The sequence below is a fragment of the Pseudomonas tritici genome (assembly GCF_014268275.3).
GTDB classification, from domain to species: domain Bacteria; phylum Pseudomonadota; class Gammaproteobacteria; order Pseudomonadales; family Pseudomonadaceae; genus Aquipseudomonas; species Aquipseudomonas tritici.
The window spans coordinates 1425111-1439552 of sequence record NZ_CP077084.1; the positions used below are offsets into that span (position 1 = coordinate 1425111).

14 protein-coding genes are annotated in these 14442 nt (G+C 61.1%); 9 read left to right on the plus strand and 5 right to left on the minus strand.

Annotated elements, in window-relative coordinates:
• Nucleotides 1-59 precede the first annotated feature (59 nt).
• The 4 genes from HU722_RS06290 to HU722_RS06305 form a co-directional block, all read right to left on the minus strand.
• The gene (locus HU722_RS06290) at nt 60-689 is read right to left on the minus strand and encodes a DUF1120 domain-containing protein (protein ID WP_065879578.1); all 630 of its coding nucleotides are present in this window, start codon (nt 687-689) and stop codon (nt 60-62) included.
• A gap of 66 nt (nt 690-755) precedes the next feature.
• A complete protein-coding gene (locus HU722_RS06295) occupies nt 756-1379 on the minus strand; it encodes a DUF1120 domain-containing protein (RefSeq protein WP_065890482.1) in 624 nt (207 codons plus the stop codon).
• A 33-nt stretch (nt 1380-1412) separates the two neighbouring features.
• Nucleotides 1413-2036, minus strand: a complete 624-nt coding sequence (locus HU722_RS06300) for a DUF1120 domain-containing protein (protein ID WP_065879577.1) — start codon at nt 2034-2036, stop codon at nt 1413-1415.
• A 21-nt stretch (nt 2037-2057) separates the two neighbouring features.
• On the minus strand, nt 2058-2690 hold the full coding sequence (locus HU722_RS06305; protein ID WP_065871717.1) for a DUF1120 domain-containing protein: 633 nt from the start codon (nt 2688-2690) through the stop codon (nt 2058-2060).
• Nucleotides 2691-3086: 396 nt separating this feature from the next.
• Between HU722_RS06305 and HU722_RS06310 the strand changes: the two genes are divergently transcribed.
• From HU722_RS06310 to dacB, 7 genes are all read left to right on the plus strand, one after another.
• Complete coding sequence (locus tag HU722_RS06310; RefSeq protein WP_065890480.1) at nt 3087-3911, plus strand: response regulator; 825 nt, start codon at nt 3087-3089, stop codon at nt 3909-3911.
• 201 nt (nt 3912-4112) lie between these two features.
• Nucleotides 4113-4748 carry a response regulator gene (locus tag HU722_RS06315; RefSeq protein WP_065871719.1) on the plus strand — a complete coding sequence of 212 codons (636 nt, stop codon included), beginning with the start codon at nt 4113-4115 and terminating at the stop codon, nt 4746-4748.
• A 395-nt stretch (nt 4749-5143) separates the two neighbouring features.
• Nucleotides 5144-5614, plus strand: a complete 471-nt coding sequence (locus HU722_RS06320; protein WP_065871720.1) for a nuclear transport factor 2 family protein — start codon at nt 5144-5146, stop codon at nt 5612-5614.
• A 36-nt stretch (nt 5615-5650) separates the two neighbouring features.
• Nucleotides 5651-5923, plus strand: a complete 273-nt coding sequence (locus tag HU722_RS06325) for a GIY-YIG nuclease family protein (RefSeq protein ID WP_065890478.1) — start codon at nt 5651-5653, stop codon at nt 5921-5923.
• Between the two features lie 75 nt (nt 5924-5998).
• Entirely contained in the window at nt 5999-6934 is a 936-nt protein-coding gene (locus HU722_RS06330; RefSeq protein WP_065890476.1) for a glutathione S-transferase family protein, read from the plus strand.
• 109 nt (nt 6935-7043) lie between these two features.
• Complete coding sequence (locus tag HU722_RS06335) at nt 7044-9467, plus strand: TonB-dependent siderophore receptor (protein WP_065871723.1); 2424 nt, start codon at nt 7044-7046, stop codon at nt 9465-9467.
• Nucleotides 9468-9519: 52 nt separating this feature from the next.
• Complete coding sequence (gene dacB, locus HU722_RS06340; protein ID WP_065890474.1) at nt 9520-10965, plus strand: D-alanyl-D-alanine carboxypeptidase/D-alanyl-D-alanine endopeptidase; 1446 nt, start codon at nt 9520-9522, stop codon at nt 10963-10965.
• 1 nt (nt 10966) lies between these two features.
• Here the strand turns inward: dacB and HU722_RS06345 are convergent, their stop codons facing one another.
• Nucleotides 10967-11746, minus strand: a complete 780-nt coding sequence (locus tag HU722_RS06345) for an IclR family transcriptional regulator (protein WP_065871725.1) — start codon at nt 11744-11746, stop codon at nt 10967-10969.
• 120 nt (nt 11747-11866) lie between these two features.
• On the opposite strand from HU722_RS06345, the gene hmgA reads away from it, so the two are divergent.
• Together hmgA and fahA are read left to right on the plus strand one after the other, a co-directional pair.
• Nucleotides 11867-13150: a homogentisate 1,2-dioxygenase gene (hmgA, locus tag HU722_RS06350; protein WP_065879576.1), complete on the plus strand. Its 1284-nt coding sequence runs from the start codon at nt 11867-11869 to the stop codon at nt 13148-13150.
• A gap of 3 nt (nt 13151-13153) precedes the next feature.
• The gene (gene fahA, locus HU722_RS06355; protein ID WP_065890472.1) at nt 13154-14440 is read left to right on the plus strand and encodes a fumarylacetoacetase; all 1287 of its coding nucleotides are present in this window, start codon (nt 13154-13156) and stop codon (nt 14438-14440) included.
• Nucleotides 14441-14442: the final 2 nt, after the last annotated feature.

A 14442-nucleotide genomic window follows, 5' to 3' on the forward strand; every position in this document is an offset into this window, starting at 1 on the left:
AGAAAACAACAGGTTCAGAAAGCGGTTGAACAAGGCAACACAAGGGAAGGGGGGCATGGCTACAAGTACCTCAGGTCAAGCACGATGGAGCCGTCCAACGGCACCTCTTGGTTAAGGGTCAGGTAGGCGGCGGCGTTGATCGACGTATTGACGTTCAGGGTGGCGGTCAGCAGGCGATGGGGCTCGGGCACCAGGGTGCCCGGGGAGGCAAAACCCATGTAGTTATTGGGATAGGCGTTGGACTCGGGAAACCAGGTCAGGCCTTGGTTGCTCGAGGCCAATACCAGCACGCCGTCGCCGTCGCCGATGACGTCACGAAAGGCCAGGGACACGGTGCCCAAGCGCTCGGTCGGGGCATGTATGTTGTTGCCCAGGCCGTAATAAAAGCCTGGGCCCAGGGACGAATCGGCGCGGTTGTCCACGCCCACCAGCACAAACAGCACGGGCTCGTTGCAACTCACGCTCAAGTCCAGGTTTTGGCTGGGCAACTGGCTGAACTCCCATTGATTGAGCCCGCGTGCCGGCACCTTGCCGTGGTCGACAATTCCGTCGGCCGACAGCGATACGGTGCATGCATTGGGCGTGATCCGCCCGGTGACGTTCAGCTCCGTGCTGGACGTCGCCAGCGCCGAGGGCCCGATACTCATCAGGCCCAACAGAGCAAACAGCGTTGAAGGAGTGGTCTTCATAAAGTGTGTTCACTAGGTGAGCGCGGCCCGGCGTCCTGCCGTGCCGCTGCTCGGTTCAATGGCGGCTTACAGGTAACGCACGGTCAGGGTGACGGAGCCGTCGATAGCGACTTCGTTGTTCAGGGTCAGTTGGCTGGCGGGCGCGATGTCGGAGACCACGGCGAAGTCCGAAGAGAACACCTGCACCGGCACCGGCGCCACGGTGGTGGAATCGGCCACCGAAAGAATGTTGTCGCGCATCACGTAGCGGTCGAGGTACCAAGTCAGGCCGTTGTCCATGGAGGCAATGGTGCGCGCCGCGACGCCATCGGCCAGGGGCGACAGCAGGCGGATGGACATACGCCCAAGTTTTTCCGTGCCATTGATCAGGCCCAGGCCGAAATACATCAGGTCGTTGCCGTAGTCCGTGCCTTCGCGATTGTCTTTGCCTTCGATGGCCATCAGCGTGGCGGCGTCGCAGGTCACGGTCAGTTGCAGGATGTGCTGGGGCAATTGGGTCGGCAGGTCGGGCTTGAGGTCCTTGGCCGAAATCTTGCCGTAATCAATCGCGCCGCCATTGGACAGCGCCGGTGTGCAGGCACTCGGGGTGATCAGGCCCTTGACGGTGAGGTCGACGCTGGAGGCGGCAACGGCGTGGCCAGTGAACGCCAGCAGGGCGGCAGCGATCAGGGTAGTGAGGGACTTGTTCATTTTCAGGGCTCCGTAGGGGGACAGGGTCAGGGGTTACCAGTACTTCAGTTGCAGGGTGACGTGACCGTCGATGGGGATTTCATCGAGCAACGTCAGCCCCTTTGAAGGGGCGATGGTGGTGAAGGCGCGCAGCCGCGCACTCAGGTCTTGCATGGCGATGGGCGTGTAGGGGGCACTCGGCGCGGCGAACGAGGTCAGCGCAGCGTGGCCCACGTAGGAAGACGGCCCCCAACTGGCGCCACCATCACGGGACATGATGGTGTTGACCGGCAATTCATCGGCCATCGGCTCGAATACACCAAATGCGACGTCGCCCAGTTTCTGGTCGGGGTTGGCCATGCCCAGGCCGTGGTGGGAGTAATGCCCTGCCGCCGTGCCCGAACGGTTATCCACCATGGTCAGGGTGAAAAACGTCGGCCCTTCACAGTGCACTTCAAAGGCCATCTCGCCCGCCTGAAGGCGGGTGGGCAGTTCGAGGTCGAGGTCACGGGCGGTGAGCTTGCCGTGATCGATCACCCCGTCGCCGGACAGGCTCGGTGCGCACGAGCTGGGGGTGATGGTCCCGGTGACACTCAGGTCCAGGCTGCTGGCGGCGAACACGCCGGGGGCACAGGTCGCCAACAGCAGGGCGAGGGTGGCTGGGGTGGGTCTGGTCATGGGCACAAATCCTTGTGGGGTTTACAGGTAGCGCAGTTCGAAGGTGGTGGAACCGTCGATGGGGATTTCTTCGTTGGCCGGCAACCAGGTTCCGCCCGGGTAGAAGAACGGACTGACCAGGAACGAAACATTCAGGTTCTGGATCGGCAGCACGTTGGCCGGGCCGATGATCCACTCGCCGAAAGCGGTCAGCTTGCGCGGCTCGATCAGGTCCAGCGGGTCAGCGACGCGCCAGGTCTGGCCGTTGTTTTCCGAATACAAGCGGGTGAGTTCGACGCCATCGGCCAGTGAGTCGACAAAGTCCAGCCAGTAGCCGCCCATGGGTTTGCCCGAAGGCATCAACGCGAAGCCGAACGCCCAGGGCGTGAACATTTGCGGGCGATTGTCCTGGGGGGCTAATGCAAACAGGGTGGCCGCTTCACAGTTCACGGCCAGGTCCATTGCCGCCTTGGGCAGGTAGGTGATGTCGCCGGGAAGAATGTCGCCGGCGGCAATTTTGCCCAGCTCAACCACGCCGCCGCTGCTCAGGGTGGGCGTGCAGGCGCTGGGGGTGATCAGGCCGGTGACCGACAGGTCCACACTGCTGGCAGCGTGGGCGCATGCAGCGGCGGTCAGTAATAGAGCAGCCGCGAGGGTGGCGCGGGATGCGTTCATAGGAAAGAGGCTCCAGGTGAAGTAAAGGCGTAGAGGTTCAGGGCGCGCTGATGCGTCAGTGGGCAGTCGTTATTTTTTAAAGGGCGACGTCAGTTCAGGACGGGGAGAAATTTATCGCCCGGGGCGGGGAGGGGGAATGCAACTATTACGATACTGTCGGGCGATGTGGAACTTATCGTCGTGTATGTAGGAAAAACCAACTTGTCGTAGTTGTTGTATCGCTGCAGTTCGTCCATTCAGATATTTTTCGCGCACTTTGTTGGCCGCACCTTATTCAAATGAATGTGGCGAACGTTTATGTGCGAGAAGTTCGAGTGCGGTCGCCCACCTGGTCGACAACATACAGCCGCGCCCTGTCGGGGGGGCGGTGAGCTGATCGCTCCGTATGAGGTCGATATGCCGGGCAAGACTCCAGGCCGTGGGGCGCGCAAACGTGCGCCCGCGGTGGCTATGCCATTGCATTGGCAAGGCGCCAGGTTGCTGGTGGTCGATGATCAACGCACTTACCGCTTGTTAATGAGTTCGCTGTTGCATCGGCTCGGGCTGGCACATGACGCGGTGGCCGACGGGCGCATGGCCTTGCTGGCCCTGAACGCGCAACGCTACGACATGGTCATTACCGACTGCCGCATGCCGGTCATGGACGGCTATACCCTGGCCCGCGAATTGCGGTGCCGTGAGGCGCGAACCGGGACGCCGCACATTCCGGTGCTGGCCTTGACCGGCTGCCTTGGCCCGGATGAAGTGCGGCGCTGTGTCGATTGCGGCATGGACGGTTGGCTGATCAAGCCGGTCGTTCTGGAGCAACTGCGCGAGGTGCTTCTTTACTGGCTGCCGGCTCCGCAGTCACGGCCACGGGGTGGCTGGCGTGAGCCCGTGCCTGCCGCCGTGCAGGAGCGGGTGCCCACGCGCAGCAGCCTTATCGCCACCTTCGGCTCCTGGGCCGTGGTGCAGCCGCTGCTGAGTTGCCTGCTGCAGGAGGCCCGCGAAGATCTCGCCGTGCTCAGCCTGGCACGCTCCCGCCTTGATGCGACATTGACGACCCAGCGGTTGCATCGCCTTGTCGGCAGCATCGCGTTTTTTGGTGCGACGATCCTTGAGCAACGGGCGGTGCACTTGATTGCCCAAGTGAATCAATCCGGCGTCGCCACGCAGTTGACGGGCCTTGAACAGTTTCATCGGGATGTTGAACAGTATTTGGAGTGTTTGGCGGCTCTCTGAATTTTCTGACTTTGTGCCGTGGGAATTTATCTATTTGGCATGTAGTACTTTTCTGTATTCCATTTCTTTTTATTTTGTAGGTGAAAGTGTGAGGCCCATTAAATAAAGGCTGGGCGTAAATTGAGCGGCGAGCGCGCAGTTGTTACTAAAGGTTTACCGTTGTATTTTGCTTATACCCAAATTGCCATCATGGAAAAGCCAATGCTTCGCATAATAATTGCTGACGACCACCCGATCGTCCGAGTTGGACAAAAAGTGGTGATTGAGGCGAGTGGTAAATGCAAAGTCGTAGGAGAGGCCAATGGCCCCGACCAACTGCTGGCCTTGATTGCCAGCACCCCGTGTGACGTCATAGTGACGGACTTCGCCATGCCCGGAAATCAACAGGCTGATGGTTATGGCTTGCTGGGGTTGCTGCATCGCCAGTATCCCAACTTGCCGGTGATTCTAGTGACGATGTTTGCCAATATCACCACCCTGCGCACTGCGCTGGCCCAAGGCGCCAAGGCGGTTGTGGCCAAAAGTGCGTCGGCCAGGGAGTTGCCCCAGGCCCTCGCCACCGTGGCCGCCGGGCGTGTGTTTGTCAGTGAGTGCCTGCGGGTGCAACTGGACCAGGCGTGCGTGGCCGAGCCGACTCAGGAACCCCAGTTGTCCGGCAAGGAACAGGAGGTGGTCCGCATGCTCGCCAGCGGTATGACCGTCAGCCAGATCGCCGCGCGGGTCAATCGCAGCATCTCCACCATCAGCAAACAGAAAAGTACCGCCATGCAGCGGTTGTGTATTTCAACTGATGTGGCGTTATTTGCGTATGCGCGAGACACGGGGATGGTGCCTTAGTTGGTAAGTTTTACACTTTTGTGAACGCTTTTAAGTTCGTGTTAGTTGCAGGGGTTGAGAGGGTTGAAACAGTAAAATGTGTGCATGCTCCGGTACAGGTTGATCGGCGCATGACACTGAATACTTATTAAATAAATCGAGCCCCACTGCCGATGCAAAACCTGGTGGTTGATCTCAAGGTGGCGACGACCATTGCGCTCAAGCGTACCTTGCCGGTGGGTCAGGCTATCCCTATGGACGGCAGTGCAACCCTTGAGGTTGTTTACCTCTAAGACGTGCACGCCACTCAGGGCTGGTCCATCGCGTGCCTATTGTTGTGAGGAATGCCGATAGTCTTTCCCGCCCGGGCGGATTATCGTGCGGGCCTCACAACAAAATTTTCCCGGAGCCTGCCCATGAGTGATGCCCACGACGCCCTGATCACCCGCTTCTACCAAGCCTTTCAACGCCTGGACGCCGAAGGCATGGTTGCCTGCTACACCGACGATGTGGTGTTCAGCGACCCTGCATTCGGCGAGCTGCACGGGCGTGATGCCGGCGATATGTGGCGCATGCTCACCACACGGGCCAAGGACTTTTCGCTGACGTTCGATCATGTGCGCAGCGACGAGACCACCGGCAGCGCGCACTGGGTCGCGACCTATTTGTTCAGCGCGACCGGCAACACGGTGGTCAACGACATCGGTGCGCGGTTCGTGTTTCGCGACGGCAAGATTTGTGAGCACCACGATCACTTCGACCTGTGGCGCTGGTCGCGTCAGGCCTTGGGCCTCAAGGGCCTACTGCTGGGTTGGTCGCCCGCGCTGAAAAACGCCGTGCGTGCCCAGGCGCTCAAAGGCTTGAAGGCATTCCAGGCCAGTCGTTGATAAGATTGGCGTCCCTTGGTCTTACCGAATGCACCCGTGACCACGCCTGAACCCAAACCCTGGTTTGTCTACCTGGTGCGCGCCGCCAATGGCTCGCTGTACTGCGGCATCAGCAATGACCCGGTGCGCCGCTTTGCTGCTCACCAGAGCGGCAGGGGCGCGCGGTTTTTCCTGTCCAGCCCGGCCGTGGCGCTGGTGTACACCGAGCAGTGCGCGAGCAAGGGCGAGGCGTTACGCCAGGAGCGGTTGATCAAGAAGTTGAAGAAGAGCGCCAAGGAATGCCTGGCGGCGAGTGGCTCATTGATTTGACTGATGGGCTCTCATCACCCCCAATCGGGTTTTTGCAGGCTAAGCTAGCGGCTCATTTCAAGAGCGGAAGCTGGCATGTCTGAGTTGATTCTTCATCACTACCCGCAGTCCCCCTTCGCTGAAAAAGCCCGCCTGTTGCTGGGCTTCAAGGGCTTATCCTGGCATTCGGTGTTGATCCCGCCGGTGATGCCCAAGCCTGACTTTACCGCCCTCACTGGCGGCTATCGTAAGACGCCAGTGTTGCAGGTCGGCGCGGATATCTACTGTGACACCGCTATGATTGCGCGTCGTCTGGAACAGGAAAAAGCCGCTCCTGCGTTGTTTCCCCAAGGCCTGGAAATGGTCGCCCAAGGCTTCGCTGCCTGGGCTGATTCGGTAGTGTTTGCCCACTCGGTTGCGTTGGTGTTCCAGCCCGAATCCCTGGCGGTCAAGTTCGCCAAGGTGCCGCCGGAAATGATCAAGGTATTGGTGGCGGATCGCAGCAAACTGTTCAGCGGTGGCACGGCGGCGCGTCTGCAACTGGACCAGGCCAAGCACCAATGGCCGGTGATCATCAACCGCATTGATCAGCAACTGCGGCACCAGTCGGGGGATTTCCTGTTCGGTGAGCCTTCGATTGCCGACTTCTCCCTGGCCCACCCGTTGTGGTTCCTCAAGGGCTCTTCGGTGACGGCGCCTTTGGTGGATGGGTATCCCTGCGTTGTTGCATGGCTGGACCGTGTGCTGGGTTTTGGCCATGGGACCTCCACTCAGATGAGCGCCGAGCAAGCCTTGGACGTGGCGCGCAGCGCGACGCCGGCGGCAGTGCCGCATGAACTGTTCGAGGACTTGAACGGCTTCGAGCCAGGCCAGCAAGTCACCATTTGCGCAACTGACTATGGCACTGACCCCGTGGCAGGCGAGTTGCTATTTGCGGGCCGCGAAGAGCTGATCCTGAGGCGCACCGATGAGCGCGCGGGCACCGTGAATGTGCATTTCCCACGCTTCGGTTTCCACATTCAGGCGCAATAAGTAAAAATATTTGCAAATAAGAGTGAGGTAAATTGCCGGCCCATCCGTGTAGTGCATGAAACTGCGATCTATTCGCATTAACAGCGTTTTCTACACGGGTTCTCATAGCATGAAGTCGACGGCGGGCGGTTTGGTTAAACAGTGGTTGGGCGCCTCGGTATTGGCAGCGTCGGGGCTGGCGTTGCTACCCCTGTGCGTGGCGCAGGCGCAGGAGCAGCAAAGCGCCCAGTTCAGCTTTGCCCTGGCGGCCAAACCGCTGCCCCAGGCCCTGAGCGACTTCAGCCGGGTCACCGGGATCAGCGTGATCTACACCGATGAAGCGCCCTACGGCCTCACCGCCCCGGCAGTCAGTGGGCAGATGAGCGCGATCCAGGCCCTGCAACGCCTGCTCGGTAACAGCGGCTTTACCTTTCGCCAGATCGACGCACGCACCCTGGCCCTGGAACCGGTGCCCACCGAGGGTGCGGTCAACCTCGGTGCCACCACCATCAGTGGCGTCGGCCAACAGACTCAGGACAGCACCAGCTACCAGCCACCGCCGACCAGTTCGGTGATGCGCTCCCGTGCCTTGCTGCTCGAAACCCCGCAAACCGTCAACGTCGTCCCCGCCCAGGTACTGCGTGACCAGACCCCGCGCAACCTGGATGACGCCCTCGCCAACATCAGCGGCATCACCCAGGCCAACACCTTGGCCAGCACCCAGGACGCGGTGATGCTGCGCGGCTTTGGCGACAACCGTAACGGCTCGATCATGCGCGACGGCATGCCGATCGTGCAGGGGCGTGCGCTGAATGCCACGGCGGAGCGCGTCGAAGTGCTCAAGGGCCCATCCTCGCTGCTGTACGGCATCCAGGACCCGGGCGGCGTGGTGAACATCGTCAGCAAAAAGCCTGAGCTGGTGCAGTCCACGGCCCTGACCGTGCGCGGTTCAACCTTCGGTGACGGCAAGAACGGCAGCGGCGGCAGCCTCGACACTACCGGCCCGATTGGCGACAGCGGCCTGGCGTATCGGTTGATCGTTGACCATGAAGACGAGGATTACTGGCGTAACTTCGGCACTCACCGTGAGAGTCTGATCGCGCCGTCGCTGGCCTGGTATGGGGACACCACCCAGTTGCTGTTGGCCTACGAACATCGCGAGTTTCTCTCGCCGTTCGACCGTGGCACCGCCATCGACAAGTCCAACCACCCGCTGGATATCCCGTCTACCCGGCGTCTGGACGAGCCGTTCAACAACATGGAAGGCCGCTCCGACCTGTACCGCTTCGAAGCCGACCATGATTTGAACGACGACTGGAAAGCCCATTTCGGCTACAGCTGGAACCGCGAAACCTATGACGCCAGCCAGGTGCGCGTCAGTGCCGTGAATACCAACGGTACCCTGACCCGCAAGATGGACGGCACCAAAGGTGCGATCACCACCGACCGTTTCGCCACGGCTAGCCTGGAAGGCAAGGTCAATGTGCTGGGCATGCAGCATGACCTGGTGTTTGGCCTGGATGATGAATACCGCAAGATCTATCGCGCCGATTTGATTCGTCAGAACTCGCGCGCCGCCAGCTTCAACTACAACAACCCGGTGTACGGCAACGAAGTTGCGGGCACCACCGTCAGCGCCGCCGACAGCGCCCAGACCGACCTGCTGCGCAGCGACTCGCTGTTCTTCCAGGACGCGATCCACCTGACCGACCAGTGGATTTTCGTGGCCGGCGCGCGCTACCAGATGTATGACCAGTACGCGGGCAAAGGCGTGCCGTTCAAGGCCAACACCAACGGCAATGGCCAGGCCTGGGTGCCGCGTGCGGGCCTGGTGTACCGCTACACGGATGAATTGTCGTTCTATGGCAGCTACACCGAATCGTTCAAACCCAACTCCACCATTGCCGCATTGGCCGATGGCAGCACCTTGACCGGCGACCTCACGCCCGAGGAATCCAAGTCCTGGGAGCTGGGGGCCAAGCTCGACATCCCAGGGCGTATCACTGCCAGTGCCGCGTTGTTCAATATCGACAAGCGCAATGTGCTGGTCTCGGTCGGTTCCGGCGCGAACACCGTCTACAGCATTGCCGGCCAGGTGCGTTCGCGCGGCCTGGAACTCGACGCCAGTGGCCAAGTGACCGACAAGTGGAGCCTGATCGGCAGCTACGCCTACACCGACGCACTGGACGTCAAGGACAACGACCCGACACTGGAAGGCAACCGCCTGCAAAATGTCGCCAAGCACACCGGCTCGCTGTCGGTGGCGTATGACTTTGGCAACATTTTTGGCGGTGATCAGCTGCGTGTGGGTACCGGTGCGCGCTATGTCGGTGAACGCGCAGGTGATGCGGCCAACGATTTCACCCTGCCGGGTTATACCGTGGCGGATGCATTTGCCACCTACGACACCAAAATCGATGGGCAAAAGGTCAAGTTCCAGCTCAACGTGAAGAACCTGTTCGACCGCGTCTACTACACCTCGGCGGCGAGCCGGTTGTTCGTGTCCATGGGCGATGCGCGACAAGTGTCGGTGTCCAGCACCCTGGAGTTCTAAGGGCGATGTGGTAGCGTTGCCGCCATTGATGATTGGGCGGAAAACAATACCGATGCCGTTTGGACGATGGATACACCTGTTGTGCTTGAGCGTGTTGCTGGGTGGTTGCGCGAGTGTTTCGACGACTTCCACCCCGGCAACCCTGGACCAGCTCCTGGCCGATCCGGCCTTCAATGGCGCCACCGTTTCGGTGATGGTGCGCGATGCCCGCAACGGCGACACCCTCTATCAACACAACCCGCGTACGCGGTTGATTCCCGCGTCCAACCTCAAGCTGTTGACCACTGCGGCAGCGCTGGATGTGCTGGGGCCGCAGTACCGTTTTTCTACCCAGTTGTTGAGCAATGGCACGCAGCAAGGTGAGCGCCTCACCGGCAACCTGTACCTCAAAGGCCTCGGCGATCCGACCACGCAGTTCGCCGATTACCAGGCACTGGCGGCACAGCTTGCAGGCCAAGGCGTGCGCCAGATCCAGGGCGACCTGGTATTCGACGACACCTTTTTCGACGCCGAACGGCTGGGCGTGGACTGGGCACAGGACGATGAAAGCACCTATTACGGCGCGCAGATTTCAGCGCTGACCGTGTCACCCAACACGGATTTTGATGCAGGAACATTGCTGGTTACGGCGAAGGCGCCCGCCGTGGTTGGCCAACCGGTCAGCGTGATGTTGAGCCCGTCCACCGATTACGTACAACTGAGCAATCGCGCTGTTAGCGGACCCGGCAACAACTACGGCATCACCCGCCAGCACGGCACCAATTTGCTGCAGCTCACCGGTGCGTTGGCGCCGGGTAAGCAAAGTCGACAGTGGGTGAGTGTGTGGGAGCCGACACAACTGGTGGCCAATCTGTTTGAACAGGCGTTGGCACAGCAGGGCATTCAGGTGATGGGACGGCGTGTGATCGGCGGTGCAAGCCCTGTGACGGCCAGGGTCCTGGCCGAGCATCAATCGGCGCCGTTGCAGGAACTGATCACGCCGCTGCTCAAACTGTCGAACAACAACATGTCCGAGGCGTTGCTCAAGGCCATGGGCCGTAAGGCGTCGAATACAGGCACGGCGCAGGCCGGTGTCGCGGCAGTGGCGGACTTCATGCGCCACCAGGGTTTGGACCCGATGACGCTGAGCCAGGTCGATGGTTCGGGCTTGTCGCGGCGCAACCTGGTGTCGTCGCAGAACCTCACGGACCTGCTGCTGGCCACGGCCAAACAGCCCTGGTTCGAGGCGTGGTACACCGCCTTGCCGATCGCCGGCAACCCGGACCGCATGACCGGCGGCAGCTTGCGTTATCGCTTGCGCGGCACCGCGGCTGAGAACAACCTGCACGCCAAGACGGGGTCTATGGCCGGGGTCTCCTCGCTGAGCGGCTATATCACCGATGCTGACGGGCGACGCTTGGTGTTCTCAATGATCAGCAACAACTACCTGAGCGATGCAGCGCCGATCCGCGCGCTGGAGAACCGCGTGGCACTGGCCCTGACTCAATGGCACGATTAGCTCAGGGCTGATAGCCCATTCGCCAACTCACGGCCTGGGTCGCCGCCAACAAGCGTTGCGCCGCCGGGCCATCTTCATCGGCGTGGAACAGTGAGGTGGGGCCGACCACGGTCATCACCGCCGCCACTTGGCCGATGGCGTTGAACACGGGGGCCGACAAGGCATCCACCCCAGGCATCAGCAAACCATGCACAAAATGCAGGCCACGGCTGCGGATCTGCTGGCAGACGGTGGCGTAAGCCTGGTCATCGGCCAGGGCATGGGCGATACCGGCCTGGATCTCGCGGTCACGCAATTCCACAGTTTCCCGCGACGGCAGAAAGGCGCTGAACACCAGCCCGGTGGACGAACTGAGCAGCGGCAATACGGAACCCAATTGCGTCACCACCGTGACGGCGCGCACGGCGGGTTCGATCTGCACCACGGTCGCGCCCTGGTTGCCCCACACCGCCAGAAAGCAGGTCTCATTCAATTCGTCGCGCAACTCTGCCAGCGGCATTGCGCCGACTTTCAATACGTCCATGCTGCCCAGCGCCGCCAGGCCCACGCGCAAGGCTTCACGGCCCAGGCCATAGTGGTTGGTGGCGGTGTTCTGTTCGGCGAATCCCGAGGCGATCAACGCCTGCAGGTAGCGGTGCACCTTGCTCGCAGGCATCTGCACATGCTCGGCCAAGCGCGACAATGAGGTCGCCGGCGACAGTTCGGCCAAGGCCTTGAGGATGTCGGTGCCCACTTCGGCCGAGCGGACTTTCTGTTTACCGGTGTCGCGAGGCTTTTCCATGGAGGGGCGAGAATCCGAGAGATGAATGGGCGTCTTTATAGCTTGACGGTCGATAGTGATCAAATTACGTTATGCGTAACTGGATTACGATAAAAACAACTTCCGTGTAGAGGATGATCCATGAACCTCGAATACCTGTCGGGCTTCGGCAATGAATTCGCCAGCGAAGCGCTGCCCGGCGCATTGCCGGTCGGCCAGAACTCCCCGCAAAAAGCGCCTTATGGGCTGTACACCGAGCTGTTCTCCGGCACAGCGTTCACCATGGTGCGCAGCGAAGCCCGGCGTACCTGGCTTTACCGCATTCAGCCGTCGGCTAATCACCCTGCGTTCGTCAAGCTTGCGCGGCAATTGGCTGGTGGGCCGTTGGGCGCGGTAACGCCCAATCGCTTGCGTTGGAACCCGTTGGATGTTCCAAGTGAACCGACGGACTTCGTTGATGGGCTTGTAGGAATGGTCGCCAATTCGGCGCTGGAAAAACCCTCTGGCATCAGCATCTATCACTACTGTGCCAACCGTTCGATGGAGCGCGTGTTCTTCAACGCTGATGGCGAATTGTTGATCGTCCCCGAGCAAGGTCGGCTGCGTATCGCCACGGAATTGGGCGTGCTGGAGGTGGAACCGCTGGAGATCGTCGTGCTGCCGCGAGGCCTCAAGTTCCGCGTCGAACTGCTGGATGCCCAGGCGCGTGGCTACGTCGCTGAGAACCACGGCGCGCCGTTGCGCCTGCCGGACCTGGGCCCCATCGGCAGCAATGGCCTGGCCAATCCGCGCGATTTCCTCACGCCGGTTGCGCACTACGAAGACCTGAAAAAGCCTACGACGCTGGTACAAAAATTCCTCGGTGAACTCTGGGCCTGCGAACTCGACCATTCCCCGCTCAACGTCGTCGCCTGGCACGGCAATAACGTGCCGTACAAATACGACCTGCGCCGTTTCAACACCCTCGGCACCGTGAGTTTCGATCACCCGGACCCGTCGATTTTCACTGTCTTGACCTCGCCGACCAGCACCCACGGCTTGGCTAACCTCGACTTCGTGATTTTCCCGCCGCGCTGGATGGTGGCCGAGAACACCTTCCGCCCGCCGTGGTTCCACCGCAACCTGATGAACGAATACATGGGCCTGATCCAGGGCGCCTACGATGCCAAGGCCGAAGGCTTCCTGCCCGGCGGCGCGTCGCTGCACAGCTGCATGAGCGCCCACGGCCCGGACGGCGAGACCTGCACCAAGGCGATCAACGTCGAGCTGGCGCCGCACAAGATTGATAACACCATGGCTTTCATGTTCGAGACCAGCCAAGTGCTGCGTCCCACACAGTTCGCCCTGGAATGCCCGCAACTGCAAAACACTTACGACGCGTGCTGGGCCTCGCTGCCCGCCACCTTCAACCCGAATCGGAGATAACCCATGACTCAGCCAACACTAACGCGCAGCTGGGTGACCTCGGCCAATGGTCACGCGGATTTTCCCCTGCAAAACCTGCCGCTGGGGGTGTTCAGCCTCAACGGTTCGGCACCGCGCAGTGGCGTGGCGATTGGTGATTCCATCCTTGATCTGCACGCCGCCTTGGATGAGTTCGACGGTGAAGCGCGTCGCGCCGTTGAAGCGACCGCTGGCGGCCAACTGAACGGGTTTTTTGAACTCGGCCGTGGCCCGCGCGTGGCCTTGCGCGAGCGTCTGCTGGAACTGCTGGCTGAAGGCAGTAAACTGCAAACCCGCGAGGCACAGGTGCTGCACCGCGCCGCCGATTGCCAGATGCACCTGCCGGCGAAAATCAATGACTACACTGACTTCTACGTCGGTATCGAACACGCGCAAAACGTCGGCAAACTGTTCCGCCCCGACAACCCGCTACTGCCTAACTACAAGTACGTACCGATTGGTTACCACGGCCGCGCATCGACCATCCGTGCCTCGGGCACCGAGGTGCGTCGTCCCAAAGGCCAAACCTTGCCAGCCGGCCAGACCGAGCCAACTTTCGGCCCATGTGCGCGCCTGGACTATGAACTGGAGCTGGGCATCTGGATCGGCCAGGGCAATGCGATGGGCGATTCGATCGCCATTGGTGACGCGGCCGAGCACATCGCCGGTTTCTGCCTGCTCAATGATTGGTCGGCGCGGGATATCCAGGCCTGGGAATATCAGCCGCTGGGGCCGTTCCTGTCGAAAAGCTTCATCACCACCATTTCACCGTGGGTGGTGACCGCCGAGGCCTTGGAGCCGTTCCGCAAGGCGCAACCGGCGCGGCCTGAGGGCGACCCGCAACCACTGCCGTACTTGCTGGATAAATGTGACCAGGCTGCGGGTGCGCTGGATATCGAATTGGAAGTACTGCTCACCACCGCCGCCATGCGCGAGCAGAACCTGCCGGCGCATCGCCTGGCCCTGAGCAACAGCCTGCACATGTACTGGACCGTCGCGCAGCTGGTTGCGCATCACAGCGTCAACGGCTGCCAGTTGCAAGCGGGTGATCTGTTTGGGTCGGGCACCTTGTCGGGGCCGCAAGAAGGCCAGTTCGGCAGCCTGTTGGAAATGACTGAAGGCGGCAAAAAGGCCATCGAGTTGCCGTCCGGCGAAGTGCGCAAGTTCCTGGAAGATGGTGACGAAATCATCCTGCGCGCCCGTTGCAGCCGCGAAGGTTTTGCTTCCATCGGCTTCGGCGAATGCCGCGGCACAGTGGTCGCGGCGCGCTAGGA